Origin of the sequence: Paraburkholderia sp. MM5482-R2 (assembly GCF_050436125.1) — a bacterium.
Taxonomy (GTDB): domain Bacteria; phylum Pseudomonadota; class Gammaproteobacteria; order Burkholderiales; family Burkholderiaceae; genus Paraburkholderia; species Paraburkholderia tuberum.
Genome location: NZ_JBNDLP010000003.1, coordinates 1,085,313 through 1,110,003, shown reverse-complemented (window position 1 = coordinate 1,110,003; position 24,691 = coordinate 1,085,313). Strand labels below are relative to the sequence as shown.

Sequence of the window (24,691 nt, the reverse complement as noted above, 5' to 3'; positions counted from 1 at the left end):
TGTTTGCGGATTGGTTGGCCGGTTCGCTGGCTGGGTTTTTTGCTGGCTCTTTCGCTGCAAACTCCCCGCGGCGCGAGTGCGGTCGGTGTGGAGGCCGGGCGGCGCCGGCCTCCACCCTCGGGAGCCCCGCAAGGTTCGCGGGACTCCTGCCACTGGTTAGTGGTTGCCGCCGCCGTGGCCACCATTGCCGGAGCCACCGCCGCCGTAGCCGCCACCGTGGCCGCCGCTGCCTTGACCGCCGCCGTTGCCGCCGTTGCCGCCGTTGCCGCCACGGCCACCGTGGCCTCCGTTGCCGGAGCCGCCGTTGCCCTGGCCACCGCCGCCTTCACCGCCATGGCTACCGTTGCCGGAACCGCCGTTGCCCTGGCCGCCGCCTTCACCACCATGGCCGCCGTGGCCGTAGCCGCCGTTGCCCTGGCCGCCACCGCCTTCACCGCCATGGCCGCCGTTGCCGGAACCACCGTTACCCTGGCCGCCGCCTTCACCACCATGGCCGCCGTGGCCGGAGCCCTGGCCGCCACCGCCTTCACCGCCATGGCCGCCGTGGCCGGAACCACCGTTACCCTGGCCGCCGCCTTCACCGCCATGGCCGCCGTGGCCGGAGCCGCCGTTGCCCTGGCCGCCACCGCCTTCACCGCCATGGCCACCGTTGCCGGAACCGCCTTTGCCCTGGCCGCCGCCTTCACCACCATGGCCGCCGTGGCCGTAGCCGCCGTTGCCCTGGCCGCCACCGCCTTCACCGCCATGGCCACCGTTGCCGGAACCGCCTTTGCCTTCGCCACCGCTGCTGCCGTGGCCGCCGTCACCGTGGCCGCCGTCACCGTGACCGCTGTCACCATGACCGCCGTCACCATGACCGCCGTTACCGTGACCGCCGTCACCGTGACCGCCGTCACCATGACCGCCGTCACCATGACCGCCGTCACCATGACCGCCGTCACCGTGACCGCCGTCACCGTGGCCGCCGTCACCGTGGCCGCCGTCGCCATGACCGCCGTCGCCATGACCGCCGTCGCCATGACCGCTGGCGCCGTGGCCGCCATCGCCATGACCGCCGTCACCGTGGCCGCCGTCGCCATGACCGCCGTCGCCATGACCGCCGTCGCCATGACCGCCGTCGCCATGACCGCCGTCGCCATGACCGCCGTCGCCATGACCGCCGTCGCCATGACCGCTGGCGCCGTGGCCGCCATCGCCATGACCGCCGTCACCGTGGCCGCCGTCGCCATGACCGCCATCGCCGGCACCATCACCGCCGTGCCCATGGCCATGGCCGCCATCGCCGTCACCATCACCACTGTGGCCATGTCCATGGCCGCCGTCGCCGTCACCATCACCACCGTGGCCATGTCCATGGCCGCCGTCGCCGTCACCATCGCCAGCGTGACCATGACCGTGACCGTGACCGCCATCGCCGTCACCGTCACCACCGTGGCCATGTCCATGGCCGCCATCGCCGTCACCATCACCACTGTGGCCATGGCCATGGCCGCCATCGCCGTCACCATCGCCACCGTGGCCATGTCCATGGCCGCCGTCGCCGTCACCATCACCGCCGTGGCCATGACCATGGCCGCCGTCGCCGTCACCATCGCCACCGTGGCCATGACCATGGCCGCCATCGCCGTCACCATCACCGCCGTGGCCATGACCATGACCATGCCCATGACCACCATCCCCACCACCGTCCCCGCCGTTATCACCGCCTCCGTTACCGCCGCCATCGCCGCCCGTGCCGCCATTCCCCGAGCCATTCCCGCCACCACCGCTACCCGCGCCGCCGTTACCGTTGTCGCCGGCACCGCCATTGCCGTTGTTGCCGCCGGTATTTCCCGAGCCCACCCCGCCCGGGCCGGAATTAGCCGAGCTATTCCCGCCACCGCTTCCCGCGCCCGTGCCTGTCGAGGACGTCCCGTTGCCCGCCGGCGAGCCGGTGGGCGATGTCGGGCCGAGCCCCGCCGCCGCGACGCCGAAGGCGCCCGCCCCGAGCTGCCCGAATCCCTGCGACGTGCAACCCGGCCCGCCGCCCGACGGACATCCGCCGTGCACGCTAGCCTCGGCGAGCACCATCACTGCGGGATTCGTTGCCGGCGCGGCGGTGCTCCCCGAATTCGTCTGCGCACCCGCCATCGCCGCATAAAGACTGACCGCGACCGCCAAAGCCGCCCGTCGCGTTCCCAATATCCACGCGTCCCCGCTTTGCTTCTTCATTTCACTCTCCGAATTATTTCACCAAAAAGACCGGTCCAATTAACGAGTGAATCTCCGCTCGTCAACAAAACGAAAAGTCAAAGCCTTTGCGCAGCTTCGCTTTATGCGAATTAAAAATGCATTCGCACTAAACACTTCTCTCACGGAAAATCCCCGGTCCGATTTGGCGTGCTTCGAGAGAATCGGCTGGCCGTGCGCGCACGTGATCGTGAGAGCAGCACAGCGAGGCTTGATGGACGTTGAAGTTATTCGCAGCGCAATCGCTCGACCGTGCGCTAGACCACGCAATGCGATATTGCCGATACGGCCCGTCAGGCGGCGTTAAACGACGATCCGCCCGCCAAATCCGCTACTCCACATTCTTCAGACAGGAAGTTAAAAAATCTCGCGCCCAATGCAATCTGATCAGAAAAACGAAAATTAGCCTTTGGTTTTATCGGACAAATACCGACCATTTACACATCATTGGTTTTATTCGTGTGGCCATTCGCACATAAAAATAGAAATAGGAAAAACCCAATGAGAGCAACCCAATAGACAACGCAATGAAAATCACCGAAACGCGCGTGCGAAACATTACGCGTCGTCGGGCAATGCGCGTGCGTCGCGAAAATCGCTGTCGCCATGTGCGCTACCTCGCACAGTCGTCGAACGTGTGCCTCGGTCGCACGCGATCACGAGCCACGCCCATATGCAAAGTGTCGTGGCACAACCACCAGCGCGTCGGATAACCAACACATCAGCGCGCACGCTTTTCCCGGAGCATTCCCACCATCTTCGGCAGTACCGCCGCGTATCGTCGTTGCCCTGCCCGCAAAAGCCTGTCCCCGCGAGCCACCGCGCGGAATCGCCCACGAACGCGGGTAAACCTTTGTTTGACTTCGACGCGTCGCCCCGTTTACTGCACGCAGCCGAACCTCTCAATCCGCTTTCATTCACCGCCCGCATTTTTGGTTGGTCTGCGGAGCAGCGTTCTGCGAGCGCCTCCCCCTCTTCGACGAGGTACAACATGGTTACTATCTCCAGCAGCGCGGTCGACGAATTCAAATCCGGACTTCGCGGTCAGCTTCTGCTGCCCGACACGCCGGGCTTCGACACGGCGCGCAGCATCTGGAACGCAATGATCGACCGTTCTCCCGCGATGATCCTGCGCTGCGCGGGTGTTGCCGACGTGCGCCGCGGCGTCGCCTTCGCGCGTGACAACGGCCTGCCGCTCGCAATTCGCGGCGGCGGCCACAACATCGGCGGTAGCGCTGTGTGCGACGACGGCCTCGTGCTCGATCTGTCCACGATGAAATCGGTGCGCATCGACCCGGAAGCGCGGCGCGCCTATGTCGAACCGGGCGCGACGCTGCACGATCTCGATCACGAAACGCAGGCATTCGGACTCGCGACGCCACTCGGCATCAACTCGACGACCGGCGTCGCGGGTCTGACGCTCGGCGGCGGCTTCGGCTGGTTGAGCCGCCGCTACGGCATGACGGTCGACAACCTCGTCGCGGCCGACATCGTCACCGCGGACGGTGAATTGCGCCGCCTGAGCGCCACTTCGCACGACGATCTGTTCTGGGCGATTCGCGGCGGCGGCGGCAATTTCGGCGTCGTTACGCTATTCGAGTTCGCGCTGCATGAGGTCGGCCCGCTCGTGTATGGCGGCCTCGTCGTGTTGCCGCTCGCCGACGCGAAGGAAGCGCTGATCAAATACCGCGATGCCGTGCCCGCGATGCCCGACGAGCTGGCCGTCTGGGCCGTCGCGCGGCTCGCGCCACCGCTGCCGTTCCTGCCGCCCGACGTGCACGGCCAACCCGTGCTGGTGTTCGCGATGTGCTACAACGGGCCGGTCGAAAAAGGCCCAGCCGCGGTGGAAGCCGTGCGCGGCTTCGGCAAGCCGCTCGGCGAACATCTCGGTCCGATGCCTTATGAAGTTTGGCAACAGGCCTTCGATCCGCTGCTCACGCCGGGCGCGCGCAACTACTGGAAGTCGCACAACCTCGCCACCATCGACGATGGACTGATCGACGCGCTGATCCGCGCGATCGACACACTGCCGTCCGCGCAATGCGAAATTTTCTTCGGCTTGATCGGCGCGCAAACGCAGCGCGTGGCGGTCGACGCGACCGCTTACCCAAGTCGCGAGACGCAATACGCGATGAACGTGCACGGCCGCTGGGACGATGCGCGCGACGACGAGCGCTGTGTCAAATGGGCGCGCGACTTTTTCGACGCGGCGCGCCCCTTTGCGCTAGGCAGCGTGTACGTCAACTTCATGACTCAGGAGGAAGGCGGCCGTATCGCGGATGCCTATGGGCCCAACTATGAGCGGCTCGTCGCCGTGAAGGACCGCTACGATCCGCGCAACCTGTTCCGTCATAACCAGAACATTCGCCCAACGGCGTAGCGACGACGCGTGACGGAAAGCGGCGCAAAAACCCGAACTGCAATGGCCGCGTCGCTCTCGCGCAAGGCGGCGCGGCCATTGGGCACGCCACCTGCTATTTGAGCGGTGGGCGTCCGCGATGCGAACGTCGCGGCACGCCGCCGCCTGGCTGCGATGACCGCGCGCACGGAACCTCCAGCGTGCATATGAGAACAAAGCAAAGCAGGCGACTCGCCGCACTCTTCCAAAACGTACAACACGCGTGAGAAACGCAAAGGAAAACCGTCATGCGCAGACGACAATTCATCATGACCGGCAGCGCTGCATTGGCCGTCGCAGGCCTGAGCCTCACCGGTTGCACGACGACTTCGCCGTCCTCGAACGCATCGCCGTCTGCCAACGCCGGCAAGCGCGACACGATCAACGCCGGCGTCGACTCGACGCTCGCGCGTCTCTACGAAAACGTCGACGGGGCGCGTGAGCTCGTTGCGAAAGCGCGCGGCGTGCTGGTGTTTCCATCGGTGATCTCGGCCGGCTTCTGGGTCGGCGGACAGTATGGTGAAGGGGCGATGCGCATCGGCGGCCGCACGGTCGGCTACTACAGCACGGTCGCGGGCTCGTTCGGGTTGCAGATCGGCGCGCAGTCGAAGGCGCTCGTGTTTCTGTTCATGACGCAGGAAGCGCTCGACGAATTCATGCACAGCCAGGGCTGGGCAGTCGGCGCGAACGCGACCGTCGCCGTGCTGAAAGTCGGCGCGAACGGCGCGGTCGATTCGTCGACCGCGACGAGCCCGGTGCAGGCTTTCGTGCTGACCAACGGCGGCCTGATGGCCGGCGTGTCGCTCGAGGGCACGAAGGTGTCGCGGCTGATTATCTGAGTATCTGAGCGGAGCTTTCCCTCTTCCGGATTTGTGGCGCGAGCGCACCGCGCGTTCGGGCCATAGCGTTCCCGCCCGCTTCGCCAGCGCCGTTCATCGCGCTACGGTAGAATTCGCCCCTTTCGTCAACCGTCCGCGCCCAGCGGACGCAATCCTTCGCGCAGCCGCGCGTTGCCACGCCAGTCCAGCGCAGCCCATACAAGCCTCAGCATTGCGCTCGCGCGCCACCTCGTAGAACATGAACACCGCCAGTCCCGCTTCCGGTCGGCCCGCCTGGCTGTCCGGCATTCGCAGCAACGTGCTCGCAGGCTTGACCTCGTCGTTCGCGCTGGTGCCCGAATGCATCGCCTTTGCGCTCGTCGCCCATCTGAATCCGTTGATGGGTCTGTACGGCGCATTCTTTATCTGCACCGTCACCGCGCTATTTGGCGGACGTCCCGGCATGATTTCGGGCGCGGCGGGCTCGATGGCCGTCGTGATCGTCGCGCTCGTCGTCGAGCACGGCGCGCAGTATCTGCTTGCGACCGTGATCCTGAGCGGCCTCCTGATGATCCTGTTCGGCATATTGCGGCTCGGCAAACTGATCCGCATGGTCCCGCATCCGGTCATGCTCGGCTTCGTCAACGGACTCGCGATCGTCATCGCGACCGCGCAGCTCGCTCACTTCAAAACGCTCACGCCGCACGGCGAAGCCTGGCTGCACGGCAGCGCGCTCGCGACGATGTGCGCGCTCGTCGCGCTGACGATGGCGATCGTCTATCTGCTGCCGCGACTTACGCGAGCCGTGCCACCGGCGCTCGTGGCCATTCTCGGCATCGGCCTTTTCACGCAGCTGCTGCATCTGCCGACGCGCACGCTCGGCGACATGGCGCATGTCGCCGGCAATCTGCCGACGCTGCATCTGCCCGACGTGCCGCTCGATCTCGAGACGCTTCGCATCATCCTGCCGTACGCCGTGCTGATCGCGATCGTCGGTCTGCTCGAAACGCTGCTGACGTTCAACCTGACCGACGAAATCACCGAAACGCGCGGTCAGCCGAATCGCGAATGCGTCGCGCTCGGCGCGGCGAACCTCGCATCGGGGCTGTTCGGCGGCATGGGCGGTTGCGCGATGATCGGCCAGACCATGATCAACCTGAATTCGGGGGGACGCTCGCGGCTGTCGGGAATCGTCAGCGGCGTGATGATCCTGCTGTACATCCTGTTCCTGTCGCCGCTGATCGAGCGAATTCCGCTCGCGGCGCTGGTGGGCGTGATGTTCGTGGTCGCGCAGCAAACCTTCGCGTGGGGATCGCTGCGCGTGCTCGGCAAGGTGCCGCGCAACGACGCGCTCGTGATCGTCGCGGTCACGGTCATCACGGTGTTTGCCGATCTCGCGATCGCGGTGATGTGCGGCATCGTGATCGCCGCGCTCAACTTCGCGTGGCAGCACGCGCGCGAAATTCACACGCATGCCGAGGATCGAGCGGGCCATAAGACCTATGTGCCGCGCGGCACGCTGTTTTTCGCGTCGACGACGCGCTTTCACGAGCTGTTCGATCCGGCGCGCGACCCGGCGAGCGTGACCGTCGATTGCAGTCACCTGCTGCTCGCCGATCATTCGGCGCTCGCCGCGTTGCAGGGTCTGGCCGAGCGCTATCGCAAGGCGGGCAAGCAATTGCGCATGAAGAATCTGTCGGAGCGCAACCGCCAATTGTTGAGCCGCGCGGGGATCGGCCTGGCGTGAGACACGCACCGCGTTGCGAGCCCGCGTGCGGTGAATTCTCGCGCGCGTCGACAACGCGGCCTGGTGCCTTAGCGCTGCTCGGGCAACCGGAACACCGCGATCGCCGCCGACAACTGCCCGGTCTGCGTCTTCAGCACATCGGCCGCCGCGCTCGCCTCCTCGACGAGCGCCGCATTCTGCTGCGTCGTCTGATCCATGCTCGCGACCGCGATGTTGACCTGCTCGATGCCCGAGGTCTGCTCGGCCGACGCCGCGCTGATCTCGCCCATGATGTCGTTGACACGACGTACCGCCTGCACGACTTCCTGCATCGTGTCACCCGCGCGTCCGACGTGCTCCGAACCGCCGGCGATCTGCGCGGCCGATTCCTCGATCAGCGCCTTGATCTCCTTCGCGGCCGCCGCGCTGCGTTGCGCGAGCGTGCGCACTTCGCCCGCGACCACCGCGAAACCGCGGCCCTCCTCGCCCGCGCGCGCCGCCTCGACGGCCGCGTTCAACGCGAGAATATTGGTTTGGAACGCAATCCCTTCGATCACGCCGATGATGTCGCCGATCCGGTGCGACGATTGTGAAATCCCGCGCATCGTGTCGATCACCTGACCGACCACCGCGCCGCCGCGCGCCGCGGTCTCCGACGCGTTGTGCGAGAGCTGGCTCGCCTGCTTCGCGTTGTCGGCGTTCTGACGCACGGTCGCGGTGATCTGCTCCATGCTCGACGCGGTCTCGCCGAGCGCGGCCGCCTGCTGCTCGGTGCGGCGCGACAGGTCCGAATTGCCCGCGGCGATCTCGTTCGATACCGACGAAATCAGCGTCGCGCCGGCGCGAATCTGCTCGATCGCCTGCGCGAGACGCTGCTGCATCCGTTTCATCGCGGCGAGCAGGCTCGTGCTGTCGCCGGCCTTCGCGTCGACGACCACGTCGAGGTCGCCGTCCGCGATACGCGACGCGATCTGCAGCGCGTACGCCGGTTCGCCGCCAAGCTGACGCAGAATGCTGCGCAGAATCACGCCGATCACCAGTGACACGAGCGCGCAAAGCACCACCGCCGCGATCACGTATTGCACGAGGGTGCGGTAGAACACGCCGTCGATGTCGTCCGTGAAGACGCCGGTGACGATGGTCCAGTCCCACGGCTTGTAAAGCCGCATGTAGTTGATCTTCGGCGCAAGCCTGTCGGTGCCGGGCTTCGGGAACTGCAGATGAACGAAGGCCTCGCCTTCGCGCTGCGTTTGCTCGGAACCTTCCTTGAACACGTGGCGGCCGTCCGGATCGGTGACGTTGGTCATGTCCTTGCCGACGAGGTCGGCGCGCGTGGCATGCATCAGCACGTGCGCCTGGCTATCTTCGAGCACGAGATAGCCGCCGGCACCGTCGTAGCGCATTGCGCGCAGGTCGTCCATCGCGGCGCGCTGCGCGTCGGCGAGCGGCATCGTGCCGGCCGCGACGAGCGCGTTGTAGCGATCGAGCACGCTGTACGCGATGCTGACCACGTTTTTCAGCTCGCCCTCGCGATCGGCGATCATCGTGTCTCGTGTCTTGAACGCCCCCCACAGGCCGATCGCCAGAATGCCCATGCACATCACCGCGAGCGCGAGCCACAGCCGCACTTTCAGGCGAAACCGTTCCATCTTCCGTATCCCTTGTCGTGGTCGGCGGCTGTCCGCGCGAACGGACGCCGCAAACGTTTCATGTCGTTGTCGGGATTAACGGCGCGACGGAGGAAAACTTCAGTGCGGCTTCAAGGTTGCGGGTTTCCGTCCGCAGGCAGCGTCAGCGCCGCCACCTCGCAGCGCGGCCATTGCCGCAGCATGTCGGGCGACGTCAGCAGCTTGGCCGCGCGCACGCCGGCGCCCATCACGATCTGCGCACGCTCCATCACGGCGGCGTCGACGAGGATGCGCCAGTCGGCCGGCAGACCGAACGCGGTAATCGCGCCGAACTCCATCTGGCTATGCTCGACCGCCGCCTCGCGCTTCGCGAATGACAGCCGCTGTGCGCCGAGCGCGGCCTTCACCGCGCCGTTGATGTCGAGCCGCCGCGAGCCGAGCGACACGAGCGCCGCATAGTGCTCGCCACCCTCTTTCCTGTAGCGGATCACGATCGTGTTCGCGCAGTCTTCGAGACCGAAGCCGTAGCGAGCGCTGAATGCGGCGGTGTCGGAGGCGTCGTCGGTGACGGCGAACACCGTGATCCCGCGCGCCGGCAATTGTTCGATGACGTGCGCGGGCAGATGCGCGCTCCACTGGTCGCGCTCGATGACGTCCAGTTGCTGTACGAGTTCGTGCGAATGCATGATGAGCGGAAAGGTGACATTAACCCGCTGCATTCTAGCGGTACGCGCGGGCGGCCGCGAAACGGGCCGCAAAACAGGCCATGAACGCAGGCCATGCAGCGCGCCGCTTAACTTGTATAGTGACGGGCACGAGGTTTGCGAAAGGCAATGAAGCAAACACCCTGAAGGCGCCCTCACGATTCAGACACGATCATGGACATCGACACGCTCTCTCGCGAGAACCTCCAGCAGGCCGCGCGTCATCAGGCCAATTGGGCGATGGGTGCACTGCGGCAGTTCGCGGAGAACCGCTGTCCTGCATTGGCGGCGAGCATCGCGTTCTATGCGGCGTTTTCGCTCGCGCCGACGCTCGTGATGGTGCTCGCGGTGGCCGGCTGGTTCTTCGGCCCGGCGGCCGCGCGCGGCGAGCTGTTCGGCCACATCAACGGCCTGATCGGCGATCAGGCCGCGGCCGGCGTGCAGACGATCGTCGAGAACGCGCATCACGCGGGCGCCAAAGGCGGCATCGCGACGATCATCTCGTTCTCGCTGCTGGCGATCGGCGCGTCGGCGACGTTCTCGTCGCTGAACAGCGCGCTCAATATAGTGTGGCCGTACAGCGGGCCGCGCACTTCCAGCTGGCTCGCGCTGGTGCGGGTGCGACTGATTTCGTTCGGGCTCGTGCTCGGCGTCGCGTTCCTGCTGATCGTGTCGCTGGTGCTCGATACGGTGATCGTCTTTATCGGCAACTGGCTGTGGGGCGACTCGCCGTATGTCGTGATCGGCAATCTGCTGCAGCTCGGCGTCGGGCTGTTCGTGCTGATCTTCGCGTTCGCCGGACTGCTCAAGTTTCTGCCCGACGCTCGGGTGCTGTGGCGCGATGCGGTGGTGGGCGGCATCGTCGCGGCCGTGTTGTTCACGGCTGGCAAGAAGCTGTTCGCGCTGTATCTCGCGCATGCGGGAATGGCCAGCGCGTTCGGCGCGGCCGGCTCGCTCGCGGTGCTGCTGATGTGGCTGTACTTCTCGGCGTTGGTGCTGCTGCTCGGCGCGGAGTTCTCGGCGGCGCGCGGCCGGCTGCACGATCCGCGTGGCGGCTGGGGCATGCAGGGCGAGTCGCCGCCGGGCAGCCGCGCGAAGCTCGCGTCGGTACTGGCGGCATCGACCGTCGCGGCAAATGCCGCGCCGTCTGCTCCCGCTGCTGTAGGTGTTGCCAGCCAAACGGCTACGCCGCTGCCCGCGGGAATCAACGCGGCGGCGCAAAGGCGCTCCGCGCATGAGACCGCGGTGGACGTTACGCGCAAGGTGCTCGACGCCGAAGCGCAAGCCACCCGTTTCGCGGCGTCCGCCCTCGTCGAAGCGCGCCGCCAGGCGACGGCCGCCGACCGCTACGTGCGACGCAACCCGTGGACCTCGGTGCTGCTCGCGGCCGCCGCGGGGCTCACGGCCGCGGCCATGGCGCGCCGTGGCGCCGACCGGCGCTGAAGCGGGCGCTTCTCACCACGCTACCGTCCATACCCTTATAGATGCACGTGTTGCGCCGTCAAACCAGTCGATTGCGCCTGGACACACAACGCGCCCCGTCTGTCCAGCCTGTCTAGTCCTTTCGTCAGCCGTCTCTTTTATGATTTCACTACAAAGGCGAGTGGACGTGTAGACGACTAGATTACATTTAGCATGCAAATCGATGCTGATAGTGTGTTCGTTCACCCAGTCACTATCAACAAATCAACAATAATGCACATCAGACCAATAAATGTTGCGCAAATGGAAACAATCGCTGAGAGCTTTAAATACAAGGGTTTGCATCGATTGTCAGTTTTTGGCGACACTCTTTTTTTTCCGTTTCTACCCCGCCGAGCCGCTGAGCTATTCTGCTTTCCGCAACAACGAACAATCATCTGCGTGGAGAAATGGATGAAACGAATCGCACTGTCTACCCTCTCACTGGCGCTCCTCGGCGTCGCCGGTATCGCTCACGCGCAAAGCAGCGTGACCCTGTATGGCGTGCTGGATGAATCGGTCCAGTACGTGAACAACGCTACGCCCAACGGCGGTAGCCTCGTACAAATGTTTGGCGGCAACCTGCAAGGTAACCGTTTCGGCCTGAAGGGCACGGAAGACCTCGGCGGCGGCCTGAAGGCAATTTTCCAGTTGGAAAACGGCTTTGACATCAACTCCGGCAAGCTCGGTCAAGGCGGCCTGATGTTCGGTCGTCAGGCTTACGTCGGTCTGACGGGCGACTCTTGGGGCACCTTCACAGCTGGTCGTCAATACGACCCGCTGGTCGACATGATCCAGCCGCTGACGGGCGACAACTACTTCGGCAGCACGTTCGCTACGCCGGGTGACGTCGACAACAACGACAACAGCTTCCGCGTGAACAACTCGCTGAAGTATGTGTCGCCGGTGTGGTCGGGCTTCCAGGTCGAAGGCATGTACGCTCTGGGCGGCGTCGCAGGCGCGACGGGTTCGGGTCAAACGTGGGGCGGCGCAGCAACGTACGCAACGGGTCCGTTCAGCGTCGCGGGTGGCTACCTGAGGACTGACAACGCAAGCACCAACCTTCCTGTCCGCACGGGCTGGAACAGCACGACGGTCCCCGGCGCTACGTTCGACACGAACTTCCCGAACAACGCAGGCATCAACCAGGCTTACACCACGGCGAAGTCGATCAGTATCGCTTCGGCAGCTGCTCAGTACGTGACGGGCCCGTTGACGGCTAACCTGTCGTACAGCAACGCGCGCTACAAGCCGGACGCACAATCGGCGTTCACGTCGACGCAGATCTTCAACGTCGGCCGCGTGTACGTCGGCTACCAGATCACGCCGGCAGCCCTGCTGGGTATCGGCTACGCGTACACCCGCGGTACGGGCGACGCGGTGGCAACGTACAACCAGGTTTCGCTGGGCGGCGACTACTCGCTGTCGAAGCGCACCGACCTGTACACGGTCGCCGCATGGCAGCATGCAAGCGGCCAACAGCGTGATCCGGCTACGGGCGCACTCGTTTCGTCCACGGCTTCGATCGGTTCGTATGGCAACCAGTCGAGCACCAACAACCAGGTCATGGTCAGCGTTGGTATCCGTCACAAGTTCTAATCGGACTTCGAATCGGACCTGCTACGCAGCCGACGGGCTGCGTAGCCAGAGACCAGAAACCAGCCAGAGGCGATGCCGATGGCTGGTTTTTTTCGTCCTGAGGTTTTGGTGCGGGCCCAAGCGAGCCTGACGCGCGCTCCGAACCCAACGCAGCTAGCGCCGCTGCGCCTTGCCCTTGTCGGCCTGCGCGAGAATCTGCGCGGGCGACACATCGTGCTCATGCTCGACGCCATCGGCGCCGACCGGCGCGCGATATAGCACCAGCGCCCGCTCCGACTGCAGCGACGGCGCATCCAGCGACTGCTGCCAGTCCGGATCGGGAATCTCGGCGAACACCTGGCGCAGACGCTCGCCCCACGTGCGGTGAAGCATGTCGAAGTACGCGTTGTCGCGATCGATCGACACGAACCGCGTGACCCGCAGCGCATCCTTCTCGTACACGAGCAGATCGAGCGGCAAGCCCACTGACAGGTTCGAGCGCAGCGTCGAGTCCATCGAGATCAGCGCGGACTTCGCTGCCTCGTCGAGCGGTGTGGACGGCGTCAGCACCCGATCGATGATCGGCTTGCCATACTTCGCCTCGCCGATCTGGAAATACGGATTCACGGCCGACGCCTCGATGAAATTGCCCGCCGCGTAGATCATGAAAAGGCGCATCCGGTTGCCCGCGATCTGGCCGCCGAGAATGAAGCTGCAATTGAAGTCGACACCGAACTTCTGCATCGCCTCGGCCTCGCGCTCATGCACGCGACGCACCGCGCTGCCGACCACGCGCGCGGCGTCCGCCATGGTCGGCACGCTCCACAGCGTGGGCTCGCCGGCATCGGCGGGCTCGGACAGCTCGTGCAGCACCGCTTGCGTGATCGACAGATTGCCGGCGCCGAGCAGCACCAGCATGCGTTCGCCGGGTTGCTCGAACACCGACATCTTGCGCGCGGTACTGATGTGATCGACGCCCGCATTGGTACGCGTGTCGGACAAAAATACGAGGCCGTCGTTGACGGCCATCGCTACGCAGTAAGTCATAAGGAATCCGCGGAAGGCAAAGGAACGGAGCTATTGTAATGCGGCGCACAGGCGCCTTTTATCCGTGTTTACGGCCTTTTTTGCAGCCTTTTTGCAGCCTTTGGCAGCTGATTCCGAACACGTGGCAGGAATGTTAAATGCGGTCGCGCGCGTTGGCGTTGCAATGCGGCTACTGCGACATCTGCGCGCTGACCGCCACCGCCACGTGAAGCTCCTCTTCGAGTCCGCCGATGCGTCGGCCGCGCACCGGTGCCGCGGCCTCATAGTCACGGGCGACCGCGAGCCGGCAGTAGATCTCGCTGGCAAACCCGGCATGCGTGACGTCGATCGAAATCCACCCTTTGCCTTCGAGCCATACGTCGACCCACGCGTGACTCGCGCCATGCGGCACGTCGCCGGGTTCGATATATCCGCTCACATAGCGCGCCGGCACGCCGCGCGCGCGGCAGCACGCGAGCATCAGATGCGCATGGTCCTGGCACACGCCGTTGCCGAGCGCGAGCGCCTCGGCGGCCGTGCTCGTAACCTCGGTTACGCCGGGCCGGTACTGCACGCGCTGCACGATCTGCTCGGACAGCGCGAGCAGGCTTGCCGGGCTCGCCAGATTCGCCACCGACTCCGCCAGTTCGCGGATCGCGCCGTCGGCTTCGGTCAGACGCGTCGCGCAGGTGAAATGCTCGAGCGGAATCGGGCCGGGCGGATCACCCAGCACGCCGTCGACGAGCGGCATCGTGTCCACCTCGCCCGACACGCGCAGATGAATCTCGTCGTGCGGCTTGTTCATGACGAGCGTGTGCAGCACGTTGCCGTAGGCGTCGAGCGTCGCGTCGAGCTTGCCCGGCGCGTCGATGTTCCAGCGCCGCACGGTCTGTCCGGCGCCGCTCGCGGGCGTCAGGCGCAACTGCTGGATCGAATAGTGAACCGTCGCTTCGTAGCGGTAGGAGGTGTCGTGGCGGATCGTCAGGTACATGAGAAAACTCCGTCAGGCCACTGGCAGCATCAGATAAGTACGCGCCACCAGATTGCCCAGATCGAACACGCGAGCGAGGAACTGCGTCAGATAGGCGTGCAGACCGCTTTCGAAAATCTGCCGGATGTCGGCATACAACAGCTCGGCGCGCAGCTTGCCGGCGAAGCGCTCGCACTGGTTCGAGCCCGATGTGCGCAGCATCGCGAGATTGCTGCACACGCCGTCGAGCGAGGCGAGCAGCGAGCGCGGCATCTGCTGATTGAGGATCATCAGCTCGACGACGCGCGCGGGCGTCACGACGTCGCGATATACCCTGCGGTAGATCTCGAGCGCCGACACCGAACTCAGGATCGAGGTCCAGTAATAGAAGTCCTCGAGCTGACGCGCCGCGTCGCGTGAATTCGGCTCGACGTTCGCGAAACGCACATCGAGAATCCGCGCGGTGTTGTCGGCGCGCTCCAGATACGTGCCTAGCTGCGTGAAGAAGAACGCGTCGTCCTGCAGCGCGGTGCCGATCGTCACGCCGCGCGACAGATGCGAGCGGAACTTGACCCACTCGAACAACGAGCCCGGATTGCTCGCGGCCTGCCCGCTCGCGAGCCGCTCGTTGAATTCGAGCCACGTGTCGTTGATGGTTTCCCACCACTCGGTCGTCAGCGTGCCGCGCACCGCGCGGGCGTTTTCACGCGCGGCCTGCAGGCACGAATGAATGCTCGACGGATTACTTGCGTCGGCGATCATGAAGTCGAGCATGTGCTCGCGCGTCGGTTCGTCGTAGCGCTGCGCGAAGGCGCTTTCGAGCTCGGAGATGCGCAGCACCGAGCGCTGCGCGCGAGCCTCCTGTTCGGCCGTCTGCGGCAGCAGTTGCGCCTTCAGGTTGATGTCGAGCATGCGGGCGGTGTTCTCCGCACGCTCCATATAGCGGGCCATCCAGAAGAGGTGATCGGCGGTTCGGCTAAGCATGACGACGTTCCATGTCTGTGATCTGAACGCGCGAGGCCTTCGTCAGCGACGAAGGTCCGCGCTGGTTATCCGTTGAGCGCCAGCGCGCATCAGGTTGCGAGTGTCGCGCCCTGCTCTGCTCTGTTGCGAGCGAGGCGAGAAGCGAGGCGAAAAGCGCGGCGGCAACCGCGTCAGTCGACCATCCAGGTGTCCTTGGTCCCGCCTCCCTGCGATGAATTGACGACGAGCGAGCCCTCCTGCAACGCGACCCGCGTGAGGCCGCCCGCCACCATCGTGGTGGTCTTGCCCGACAGCACGAACGGCCGCAGGTCGATATGGCGCGGCGCGATGCCCGATTCGACGAAAGTCGGACACGCGGACAGCGCCAGCGTGGGCTGTGCGATATAACCGGCCGGACGCGCGATCAGCCGCTCGCGGAAGGCCTCGACTTCGGCCTTCGTCGAGGCGGGGCCGACCAGCATCCCGTAGCCGCCCGCGCCGTGCACTTCCTTGACCACCAGCTCCGGCAGATGCGCGAGCGTATAGGCGAGATCCTCGGGCTTACGGCACTGATAGGTCGGTACGTTGTTCAGAATCGGCTTTTCGCCAAGATAAAACGCGATCATGTCGGGCACGTACGGGTAGATCGATTTGTCGTCGGCGATGCCGGTGCCCATCGCGTTCGCGAGCGCGACGCGGCCGGCGCGATAGGCGGTGAGCAGACCCGGTACGCCGAGCGCGGAGTCGGGGCGAAACGCAAGCGGATCGAGAAAATCGTCGTCGACGCGCCGGTAGATCACGTCGACGCGCTTCGGTCCTTGCGTGGTGCGCATGAACACGTAGTTGTCGTCGACGAACAGATCCTTGCCTTCGACGAGCTCGACGCCCATCTGCTGCGCGAGGAACGTATGCTCGAAATACGCGGAGTTGTACATGCCCGGCGTCAGCACGACGACGACCGGATCGTCGACGCCCGCGGGCGCGACCGAGCGCAGCGTATCGAGCAGCAGGTCGGGATAATGCGCGACCGGCGCGATGCGGTTCTGCACGAACAGTTCGGGGAAGAGCCGCATCATCATCTTGCGGTTTTCGAGCATGTACGACACGCCCGACGGCACACGCAGATTGTCTTCGAGTACGTAGAATTCGCCTTCATCGCCGGCGCGCACCACGTCGACGCCCGCGATATGCGCGTAAACACCGAGCGGCACGTCGACGCCCTGCATCTCGGGACGATACTGTGCGTTGGTATAGACCTGGTCGGCCGGCACGATGCCCGCGCGCACGATGTTGCGATCGTGATAGACGTCGTGGATAAACAGATTGAGAGCCTGCACGCGCTGTCGCAAACCCGCTTCGAGCGTCTGCCATTCGCCGCGCGGGATGATGCGCGGAATCAGATCGAAGGGAATCAGCCGCTCGGTGCCTGACAGGTCGCCGTTTACCGCGAACGTGATGCCGACGCGCCGGAACAGCAGGTCCGCTTCCGCGCGCTTGCGTGCAATCGCTTCATCGCCCTGACTGTCCAACCATCGCTCAAAGCGCGCGTAATGCGGCCGTACGCCATCGGCGTGATGGCGCATCTCGTCAAAGCATCGCATGTCAGCCCCAGTCTTGTTGTCAAATAGAAGGCGAATGCGCTGCGCATTCGGTATTCGACCTTCGATCAAGCAAGCGTTATGCCATTGAATGTGTCGGGATAGAGCGCGTTGACGTGCCCGCTAATGGCGCATCCGCAGGGCGTCGGATTGCCTTGATCGTACTGTCGTGGCTCATGATGCGCCAGTCAGGTGCGTGTGCGCCATCAGGGAGCACACTATGAGAGGCGCGCTTGCCGTTTCGCCAATGGACTCGACGCGCACTACGAAGCGAGCGCATAAAAAAAGTCCCCGTGAATCTTCATCCACGGGGACTTCGATCACCTGCATGCAGGCGCTTTTTCACGCACTCAAACGTCAGGCATGGTTAAACACAACAGCGCCATGCCGACGCCTGAGTCGTGCGAGCAACGCGTTCAGGCTGCCGCTGCGTCCTTCAGCTTCTTCAGCGCGCGTGTCTTGATGCGCACGCTGGCCGGCTTGGCCGGGAACCAGCGCTCTTCACCCGTGAACGGGTCCTTGCCGAAGCGCTTCTTCTTCGCCGGCACAGCCTGCACGACGATCTTCAGCAGACCCGACAGCGTGAATTCGCCAGCGCCCTTCTTGTGCACCGTGCCGAGGATCGTGTCTTCGAGCGCGGCCAGCACGGCCTTGGCGGTCTTCGGTTCCACTGCAGCGCGTTCAGCGATGTGAGCTGCCAACGAGGCCTTCGTGAAGGTGTCCTTGATCGGCGACGGTGCGCCAGACGCCTTCACGGCGACCTTCTTGGCTGCGACGGCTTTCTTCGCAGGAACTTTCTTTGCAGCAACCTTCTTGGTCGGTACCGGGGCAGCAGCCTTCTTGGCCACCTTTTTTGCGGAAGTCGGCATGTTTCTCCTACCTGTTGTGGTCAGTGAATTGCTCGAAGCGCGCACCGTATGTGCACGCTTCAACGCCGGATTCTACAAGCGCTAAAGCGATTTGCGCGACTCTTTTATGTATTGCGACGAAGTTTTTTGCGCGGCGCCGACGGTGCAACACGTTTTAGTACCTGTTTTAGCGCCTAAAACGTGCGCGGCGAGCTCTTTGACATGCAGGAGTAACGCTCGTTACAGTTCGTTTCGGCCGTGGTTTCGAGGCGGTTGCGTCGAGGCGAGCCGGTGTTTTCGCCCCTTGAAACAGGGCATTTTCTTCGTTTGACGCGTCAAGCAACGCACCCCCCAACGTTTCGACGATGCCTACGCCTCGCTTGCGGCGAGCTCCGTTTCAGCGTGCGATGCGCTGCAGGATGTCGGCGAGCGTCGTCAGCGCCGTGTCGATATGTTCGGCCGCGATGCTGCCATAGCCGAAGATCAACCCAGGCTGTGGTGTCACGCGATGGTGAAATGGCGCGAGTCCATAGAGGCCGATCGACGCTTCACGCGCGGCGGCAACGAGCACCTCTTCGCCGAGCGACGCCAACGGCCCCTTGAGCCGCGCCGCCAGATGGATGCCGGCGGTCGGCACGATCGGCTCGAACCAGCGCGCGAGACCGCCTTGCAGATGCTCGAGCAGCATCGCGCGGCGGGCCGCGTAAGCCTTGTGCATGCGCCGCAGATGGCGCGCGAAGTCGCCATTGAGCATGAACGACGCGAGCGCCGTTTGCGTCAGCGTGCAGCCGTGACAATCGGCGATCTGCCGCGCCTTCAGCAGCGGGCCGTGCAACGACGCGGGCGGCACCAGGTAGCCGATGCGCAGCTCGGGGAAGATCGTCTTCGAAAACGTGCCGACGTAGGCGACGAGGCCGGCGCGATCGAGGCTCTTCAGCGGCTCCATCGGCCGGCCTTCGAAACGGTACTCGCAGTCGTAGTCGTCCTCGATGATGACCGCGCCGCGCTTTTGCGCCCATTCGAGCAGTTCGACGCGACGCTCGAGGCTCATCGGCATACCAAGCGGAAACTGATGCGAAGGCGTCACGTAGACGAGCCGTGCCTTGTCCGGCAGTTTGCCGACGATCAGACCTTCGCGATCGACCGGTACCGGCACCACGCGCGCGCCGGTCACCTTGAAGCATGCATGAGCGGGCGGGTAGCCGGGGTCTTCGATGGCCGCGATTTCACCGGGCCGCAGCGTGACGCGCGCCATCAGATCGAGCGCGTGCTGCGCGCCCTGCGTGACGATCACGTCTTCCCAGTTGCTCGACACCGCACGGTTGAAAGCGAGGTAGCGCGAGATCGCGAGCCGCAGTTGCTGCTCCCCTGCGGCGTCGCGATAGGTGCCGGGGCTGCGCGCCTGGCCGCGTAGCGCATGATTCACGCAGCGGCGCCAGACGTCGAAGGGAAACAGCGTCTTGTCGGTCGCGCCGCCGATAAAGTCGAGCGGCGACGGCACCGACGGCCGCGGCAACGGCAGACTGTCGGGCATCTGCTCCCACAGCGGCTGCGCGCGCGCGGGCGGCCTTCGCTTGCGCGGCGGCCCGCTCGCGCGAACGAGCCGCCGCGCGCGCGTGGGCGGAACGCTCAACCGGCAACCGTTCGAGTCCGTCGGCGACGAAGGTGCCCGAACCGGCGCGGGCGCTCAGATAACCTTCTGACAGCAGCCGCTCGAATACGTCGAGCGTGGTCTTGCGCGACACACCGAGCTGCGTCGCGAGATCGCGCGTGGACGGCAGACGCGTGCCGCCGGCAAGGCGCCCTTCGAGAATGCCCGCGCGCAACTGCCGATAAATCTGTCCGGACAGATCGTGATGGCCTTCGACCGCGATGTGAATGTCCATTCGGGTGGTTACCTCAAATAGCGGCGAAATGGTTATTCGACCGACCAATGGCGAACGTAAGCTTACCGCCACGGACGCCCGACGCGCGAACGCGCGGCGCTCGAATGGACGGAGGCGGTGACGCTGGTCGCGCAAACGCGCGTGCGGATACGGTATGGGACGCGGTGAAGCCGCATTTCAGCGAGCAGGAAATCAGCGACCTGACGCTGCTGATCGTTGCGATCAACGGCTGCAACCGCATTGCGGTCTCGTTCAGGAAGATGCCGGAGTAAGCGGCGGCGCGTCTTCGCGGAGCTTCAGAAGATCACGGAAACCGCCACCGCGAGCCAGATCGCGGTCACGCCCGCGAGAAACAGATGCCGCGCGATACGCACGCGTGAGTCGCTGTTCTCCGGCTCGACGGGACTCGTCGCCATCCATGGCACGAGGCCCAGGCACGCGAAGCCGGCCAGCGCGAGCACAAAGACCACGACGTCGGCCTTGTGCCAGGCAGTCGGCTCATACATACCCCAGTAGCCGAGAAACACGATGCCGATCGAGAACACGGTCGCGGAAGCGGCGCTGAGCGCGGGCACCGATCCAGTTGGAGCCGGCATGCTTGACCTCCGATCGTCAGGTTGCGGCGGCGCTCGCGTGCGTCGCGCCATCCGCCCGATCCGCGTTCGCGTCGGCCGCGGCGAGCCGTCAGGAAGTGCGGGTCTGGCGAGCTTCGTACGTCTTCAGATGACTATAGGCGATGCGCAGCAGCGACACGCCGTGTTCGCCCTTTTGCGCGTCGCCGCCGCGCGAGATCAGGTCGCCGAGGATATGATCCGCCTCGGTGTGCGAGCGGTTTTCGACGTCGCGCAGCATCGACGCGGTCAGCGGCGACGGCGTCAGCAGCACCTGGGTGGCGCGTACCTCGAAATCCGCGGCCATCGTGAAGCCGTTGTGCTCGGCCGCCGCGCGGCATTCGCCGAGCAGATTCTCAATCACGCGCTTGCCGTCCGGCGCAGCCAGGATATCGCCGACCGAACCGCGCATCAAGCACGTACTCGCGGCCAATGTGGCGAGGAACACCCATTTTTCCCACATGCGCAGCAGGATGTTGTCGCTGATTGCGACGTCGAAGTTCGCGCCGGACATTGCATCGGCAAGCGCCTCGGTGCGCTCCGAGGTGCCGCCCACGAGTTCGCCGAACGTGATCGCGTGCATGTCGTTCAGATGCACGATGTGCTGCTCGGCATCGAGCGTCGCGGCGATCACGCACTGACCGCCGAGCACGCGCTCCTTGCCGAAGCTCGCGGTCAGCACGTCGATATGGCGCATGCCGTTGAGCATCGGTAGGATCAGCGTGTCTTCGCCGACGAACGGCGTGAACGAATCGATCGCGTCGTCGAGACTGTAGGCCTTGCAGCTCAGCAGCACGAGGTCGAACGGCTCGGCGGCGACACCGGCCAGTATCGTCTTCACGTCGGGCAACTGGAGATTGCCGCGCGGGCTGTTGATGACGAGGCCGTCGCTCCGTAGCTTTTCCGCGCGACCGGCGCGTACGAGGAAGGTCACGTCCTGCCCCGCCGCGGCCAGACGTCCGCCGAAATAACCGCCTACCGCGCCCGCTCCTACTACCAGAATTCGCATCTTGAGCCTCTTGAAAGATTTCGATTTGCCGATCATGCGCGTCGCTGGCGGACGCATCTTCATGGTGCCGCGTATTCGGTGCTTGTGCAGGAATGTAGCAAAGATTGGAGGATCGGTTCCGGGGAGCGTTGCCGGCAGGCGGGTGGTGTCGGCCAGATGGTGCGTGCGAGGCACGATTGCGAAACGCTTGATCGGACTTCAACCCTCCCATACGCTTTCATGTCGCTGCCTTCACTGCGCCGCCACCGTTTCCCCCTGCTCCCACCCGCCCCCCAGCGACCGGTACAGCGCGATCGCCGAAAGCGCGTGCTCGCGACGGGCCTGATTCAGCGACTCCGAGTCGCGCAGATACGCTTCCTGCGCGTCGAGCACATCGAGGAAGCTCGACGCACCGCCCTTATACAGCTCGGTCGACAAACGCAGCGCGTGATTCGACGCATCGAGCGCACCGCCCAGGCGCTGCACCTGCACCGCGCCGCTGACGAGATCGCTGCGATTGTCCTCGACTTCCTTCAGCGCCTGCAACATCGTCTGTTGCAAGCCGAGCTGCGATTCGCGCATGCGGCTCTCGCTCGCGTCGATGTTCGCGGTGATGCGCCCGGCGTTGAAGATCGGGCTCGTCGCATTCAACGCAGCGCTGAACAGATTGTCGGTCAGCGTCGGCAAGCCAAGGTACGACGATGCGAGCAGCCCATTCGTCAGGTTGATCTTGAACTGCGGATAGCGCTGCGCCTTCGATACCCCTACTTCCGCCGCACGCTGTTCGACGAGCGCATAGGCGGTGCGCACGTCGGGTCGATGCAGCAACGCGTCGGACGGCAACACCTGCGGCGCGCTTTGCGCAGGCACCGGAATCTCGCGCGCGTTGGAAAGCAGCAGCGTATCGAGGCTTTCCGGCGTACGCCCCGAATACACGGCGATCAGACTCAGTTGATGCTGCACTGCCGATTGCATACGCGGAATCTGCGCCTGCAAGTCCTGCAACTGATTCTGCGCGCGGGCGACGTCGAGCTGCGTCGACAGGCCGTAATGCAGACGCTCCTGCGTGAGCTTCAGCGCGCGGCTGCGAATCTGCTCGTTGTCGTCGAGGATCTGCAATTGCGCCTGCGCCCAGCGTAGATCGATATACGCAGCCGCCGTGTTCGCGGCGAGCGCGAGCCGCAACTGGTTCAGCGCCGCAACGCTACCCGACACCTGCGCCTGCGAGGCGAGCACCGCGAGACGTTCGCCGCCGAACACGTCCGGCGTCCAGCTCGCGGCGAGGCCGAAGCCGGCCTGGCGCACATAGCCGAGCGGCGGCGGCGTGTTCTGCCGCTCGGTCGATGCGCCCGCGTTCGCATTCAGCTCCGGTAGCAGCGCCGCGCGATTCTGCGTCACCAGGTCCTGCGACTGCTTCACGCGTTCGGCCGCGGCCTGCACGTCGAGGTTGCCGGTCAACACCGATTCGATCAGCTGATGCATCACCGGGTCGCCGAATTGCGCCCACCAGGCATCGGTGTTGACGCTGTCTTGCGGCGCGTCGACGCTCCACGCGGCCGGCGCGAGCGTCTGCACCGTATGCGGCAAATCCGCGTGCATCGCGGGTTGCACCGCGCAGGCCGCGAGCGTCAGGAACGCCGCGCTCGCCAGTAACTTCATCACGATTTGTTTCATGTTGGTCTCCTAATGGGCATCGGGCGGGGGCGCGCTGTTGCCGAACGGGCGCGAAAACAGCACGCTCAGCAAGCCGACCACGAAGCACAGCGCAACCGCCAAAAAGGCGTCCGAGAATGCGAGCACCAGCGCTTCGCGCATCAATGCCGCGTGCAATTCGGCGAGCCCCGCACTCGCGGCGTTCAAGACATCACCACCAACGGCCGACAGATACTCGGCCTGCTTCTGCAAGATCGATTCGACGACCGGACGGCCCGCATTCAGATGTTCGTCGAGCCGTTCGTAGTGCAGGTTCAGACGGTCGTTCAACATCGTGCTGCTGACCGCGATGCCGATCGCACCGCCGAGATTGCGCATCAGATTGAACAGCCCGCTCGCGGAGCGCAGCCGCGACGGCGGCAACGCACCCAGCGCCATCGTCACGATCGGCGGAATACAGAACTGCTGGCCAATTCCGCGCAACGCTTGCGGAATCAGCAACTGCTGCCAGCCCCATTGGTTCGTCAACGGCACGTACAGATAGCAGCCGATGCCAAACAGCGCGAGTCCGAACACCATCAGCACGCGCATATCGACGAAGCGCGCGAGCGTCGAGTAGGCGGCCAGCGCGAGCAGCTGAAAACAGCCAACGGACAGCAACGCGAGACCAATCTGCAACGAATCGAAGCCGCGCACGCGCGCAAGAAACACCGGCGTCAGAAACACGGTGCAGAAGATGCCGATCCCGGTAATGAACGACAGCAGACTGCCGATACCGAAATTGCGCAACGCCAGTGCGCGCAGATCGACGATCGGTTCCTTCGCGGTGAACGCATGCACGAGGAACAGAAACCCGCAGATGGCCGCGACCCACGCGCACAGCACGATCACGTCGTCGCCGAACCAGTTTTTGCGCGGTCCCTCTTCGAGCACGTATTCGAGGCAACCGAGAAAACCCGACATCAGCAGGATGCCGAAGTAGTCGCCCTTTTTCAGCAAGGACAGATCGACCTTGTCGATATGCACGTACTTCGGCACCAACAGCGTGACGGCGACGCCCGGTACCAGGTTCAGATAGAACAGCCAGTGCCACGACCATTGCGACGTGATCCAGCCGCCGATCACCGGGCCGATCGTCGGCGCAAGCGACGCAAGCGCGCCGATCGTCGTCGACGCGATCAAACGCTGCTTGCCGGGAAACAGTACGAACGCGGTCGTGAACACGGTCGGGATCATTGCGGCACCGAGCGCGCCTTGCAGACCGCGAAACAGGATCATTGAGTTGATGTCCCACGCGAGACCGCACAGCATGCTGGTGACCGTGAAGCCGAACGCGGAGAAGGTGAAGACCCAGCGCGTCGAGAACACGCGCGTGAGCCACCCCGACATCGGAATCACGATGATCTCCGCGATCAGATACGAGGTCTGCACCCAGGAGAGTTCATCCTGACTGGCGGACAGTCCGCCGCCGATATCGCGCAGCGACGATGCGACGATCTGGATATCGAGCGTCGCCATGAAAAAGCCGACGCACATCAGCGCGAATGCGAAGACCTTGGTGCGGGTCGGCTGGTCGGCGGGGTTGTCAAAAGCGTGAGTCATGATC

The 24,691-nt window shown here is 64.7% G+C and carries 17 protein-coding genes and 2 pseudogenes; 7 read left to right on the top strand and 12 right to left on the bottom strand.

What is annotated here, in order from left to right; genetic code table 11:
- Positions 1-174: 174 nt before the first annotated feature.
- From OKW37_RS27230 to OKW37_RS27215, 4 genes are all read left to right on the top strand, one after another.
- Complete coding sequence (locus tag OKW37_RS27230; protein ID WP_429402758.1) at positions 175-2,325, top strand: hypothetical protein; 2,151 nt, start codon at positions 175-177, stop codon at positions 2,323-2,325.
- 895 nt (positions 2,326-3,220) lie between these two features.
- Positions 3,221-4,609, top strand: a complete 1,389-nt coding sequence (locus OKW37_RS27225; RefSeq protein WP_429402757.1) for an FAD-binding oxidoreductase — start codon at positions 3,221-3,223, stop codon at positions 4,607-4,609.
- Between the two features lie 266 nt (positions 4,610-4,875).
- Positions 4,876-5,466 (top strand): BPSL1445 family SYLF domain-containing lipoprotein, encoded by a 591-nt coding sequence (locus tag OKW37_RS27220; RefSeq protein WP_184007138.1) that lies wholly within the window; start codon positions 4,876-4,878, stop codon positions 5,464-5,466.
- 238 nt (positions 5,467-5,704) lie between these two features.
- Positions 5,705-7,192 carry a SulP family inorganic anion transporter gene (locus OKW37_RS27215; RefSeq protein ID WP_429402756.1) on the top strand — a complete coding sequence of 496 codons (1,488 nt, stop codon included), beginning with the start codon at positions 5,705-5,707 and terminating at the stop codon, positions 7,190-7,192.
- A gap of 68 nt (positions 7,193-7,260) precedes the next feature.
- On the opposite strand, the gene OKW37_RS27210 is transcribed toward OKW37_RS27215, so the two are convergent.
- Both OKW37_RS27210 and OKW37_RS27205 read right to left on the bottom strand, forming a co-directional pair.
- On the bottom strand, positions 7,261-8,820 hold the full coding sequence (locus OKW37_RS27210) for a methyl-accepting chemotaxis protein (protein WP_184063539.1): 1,560 nt from the start codon (positions 8,818-8,820) through the stop codon (positions 7,261-7,263).
- A 110-nt stretch (positions 8,821-8,930) separates the two neighbouring features.
- A complete protein-coding gene (locus OKW37_RS27205) occupies positions 8,931-9,485 on the bottom strand; it encodes a YbaK/EbsC family protein (RefSeq protein WP_187611309.1) in 555 nt (184 codons plus the stop codon).
- Between the two features lie 192 nt (positions 9,486-9,677).
- On the opposite strand from OKW37_RS27205, the gene OKW37_RS27200 reads away from it, so the two are divergent.
- Complete coding sequence (locus tag OKW37_RS27200) at positions 9,678-10,946, top strand: YihY/virulence factor BrkB family protein (RefSeq protein ID WP_090807133.1); 1,269 nt, start codon at positions 9,678-9,680, stop codon at positions 10,944-10,946.
- Between the two features lie 432 nt (positions 10,947-11,378).
- Positions 11,379-12,563 (top strand): porin, encoded by a 1,185-nt coding sequence (locus OKW37_RS27195; RefSeq protein ID WP_429402755.1) that lies wholly within the window; start codon positions 11,379-11,381, stop codon positions 12,561-12,563.
- Between the two features lie 153 nt (positions 12,564-12,716).
- Here the strand turns inward: OKW37_RS27195 and OKW37_RS27190 are convergent, their stop codons facing one another.
- The 6 genes and pseudogenes from OKW37_RS27190 to OKW37_RS27165 form a co-directional block, all read right to left on the bottom strand.
- Entirely contained in the window at positions 12,717-13,589 is an 873-nt protein-coding gene (locus tag OKW37_RS27190; RefSeq protein WP_184063530.1) for a proteasome-type protease, read from the bottom strand.
- A gap of 169 nt (positions 13,590-13,758) precedes the next feature.
- Positions 13,759-14,559, bottom strand: a complete 801-nt coding sequence (locus tag OKW37_RS27185; RefSeq protein ID WP_184063527.1) for a transglutaminase family protein — start codon at positions 14,557-14,559, stop codon at positions 13,759-13,761.
- 12 nt (positions 14,560-14,571) lie between these two features.
- Entirely contained in the window at positions 14,572-15,522 is a 951-nt protein-coding gene (locus OKW37_RS27180; protein ID WP_187619543.1) for an alpha-E domain-containing protein, read from the bottom strand.
- 170 nt (positions 15,523-15,692) lie between these two features.
- The gene (locus tag OKW37_RS27175; RefSeq protein WP_184063524.1) at positions 15,693-17,102 is read right to left on the bottom strand and encodes a circularly permuted type 2 ATP-grasp protein; all 1,410 of its coding nucleotides are present in this window, start codon (positions 17,100-17,102) and stop codon (positions 15,693-15,695) included.
- 413 nt (positions 17,103-17,515) lie between these two features.
- The gene (locus OKW37_RS27170) at positions 17,516-17,968 is read right to left on the bottom strand and encodes an HU family DNA-binding protein (protein WP_090807144.1); all 453 of its coding nucleotides are present in this window, start codon (positions 17,966-17,968) and stop codon (positions 17,516-17,518) included.
- Between the two features lie 376 nt (positions 17,969-18,344).
- Positions 18,345-19,833 (bottom strand): annotated as a pseudogene (locus OKW37_RS27165) (PLP-dependent aminotransferase family protein).
- A gap of 84 nt (positions 19,834-19,917) precedes the next feature.
- Between OKW37_RS27165 and OKW37_RS27160 the strand changes: the two are divergent.
- Positions 19,918-20,105, top strand: a pseudogene (locus OKW37_RS27160) (carboxymuconolactone decarboxylase family protein); the annotation flags it as partial.
- 24 nt (positions 20,106-20,129) lie between these two features.
- On the opposite strand, the gene OKW37_RS27155 reads toward OKW37_RS27160, so the two are convergent.
- The 4 genes from OKW37_RS27155 to OKW37_RS27140 all read right to left on the bottom strand — a co-directional run bounded on the left by OKW37_RS27155 (position 20,130) and on the right by OKW37_RS27140 (position 24,687).
- Positions 20,130-20,429: a hypothetical protein gene (locus OKW37_RS27155; protein WP_184063128.1), complete on the bottom strand. Its 300-nt coding sequence runs from the start codon at positions 20,427-20,429 to the stop codon at positions 20,130-20,132.
- 88 nt (positions 20,430-20,517) lie between these two features.
- Positions 20,518-21,453, bottom strand: a complete 936-nt coding sequence (gene panE / locus OKW37_RS27150) for a 2-dehydropantoate 2-reductase (protein ID WP_184063518.1) — start codon at positions 21,451-21,453, stop codon at positions 20,518-20,520.
- Between the two features lie 231 nt (positions 21,454-21,684).
- Positions 21,685-23,106 carry an efflux transporter outer membrane subunit gene (locus OKW37_RS27145; RefSeq protein ID WP_429402753.1) on the bottom strand — a complete coding sequence of 474 codons (1,422 nt, stop codon included), beginning with the start codon at positions 23,104-23,106 and terminating at the stop codon, positions 21,685-21,687.
- Between the two features lie 9 nt (positions 23,107-23,115).
- On the bottom strand, positions 23,116-24,687 hold the full coding sequence (locus OKW37_RS27140) for a DHA2 family efflux MFS transporter permease subunit (RefSeq protein ID WP_429402752.1): 1,572 nt from the start codon (positions 24,685-24,687) through the stop codon (positions 23,116-23,118).
- Positions 24,688-24,691: the final 4 nt, after the last annotated feature.

Coding starts and splice junctions, on each gene's coding strand:
- OKW37_RS27185 (WP_184063527.1), bottom strand. CDS start 14,559: ATGTACCTGACGATCCGCCACGACACCTCCTACCGCTACGAAGCGACG.
- OKW37_RS27215 (WP_429402756.1), top strand. CDS start 5,705: ATGAACACCGCCAGTCCCGCTTCCGGTCGGCCCGCCTGGCTGTCCGGC.
- OKW37_RS27195 (WP_429402755.1), top strand. CDS start 11,379: ATGAAACGAATCGCACTGTCTACCCTCTCACTGGCGCTCCTCGGCGTC.
- OKW37_RS27200 (WP_090807133.1), top strand. CDS start 9,678: ATGGACATCGACACGCTCTCTCGCGAGAACCTCCAGCAGGCCGCGCGT.
- OKW37_RS27205 (WP_187611309.1), bottom strand. CDS start 9,485: ATGCATTCGCACGAACTCGTACAGCAACTGGACGTCATCGAGCGCGAC.
- panE (WP_184063518.1), bottom strand. CDS start 21,453: ATGCGAATTCTGGTAGTAGGAGCGGGCGCGGTAGGCGGTTATTTCGGC.
- OKW37_RS27220 (WP_184007138.1), top strand. CDS start 4,876: ATGCGCAGACGACAATTCATCATGACCGGCAGCGCTGCATTGGCCGTC.
- OKW37_RS27175 (WP_184063524.1), bottom strand. CDS start 17,102: ATGCGATGCTTTGACGAGATGCGCCATCACGCCGATGGCGTACGGCCG.
- OKW37_RS27145 (WP_429402753.1), bottom strand. CDS start 23,106: ATGAAACAAATCGTGATGAAGTTACTGGCGAGCGCGGCGTTCCTGACG.
- OKW37_RS27170 (WP_090807144.1), bottom strand. CDS start 17,968: ATGCCGACTTCCGCAAAAAAGGTGGCCAAGAAGGCTGCTGCCCCGGTA.
- OKW37_RS27180 (WP_187619543.1), bottom strand. CDS start 15,522: ATGCTTAGCCGAACCGCCGATCACCTCTTCTGGATGGCCCGCTATATG.
- OKW37_RS27155 (WP_184063128.1), bottom strand. CDS start 20,429: ATGCCGGCTCCAACTGGATCGGTGCCCGCGCTCAGCGCCGCTTCCGCG.
- OKW37_RS27210 (WP_184063539.1), bottom strand. CDS start 8,820: ATGGAACGGTTTCGCCTGAAAGTGCGGCTGTGGCTCGCGCTCGCGGTG.
- OKW37_RS27225 (WP_429402757.1), top strand. CDS start 3,221: ATGGTTACTATCTCCAGCAGCGCGGTCGACGAATTCAAATCCGGACTT.
- OKW37_RS27190 (WP_184063530.1), bottom strand. CDS start 13,589: ATGACTTACTGCGTAGCGATGGCCGTCAACGACGGCCTCGTATTTTTG.
- OKW37_RS27140 (WP_429402752.1), bottom strand. CDS start 24,687: ATGACTCACGCTTTTGACAACCCCGCCGACCAGCCGACCCGCACCAAG.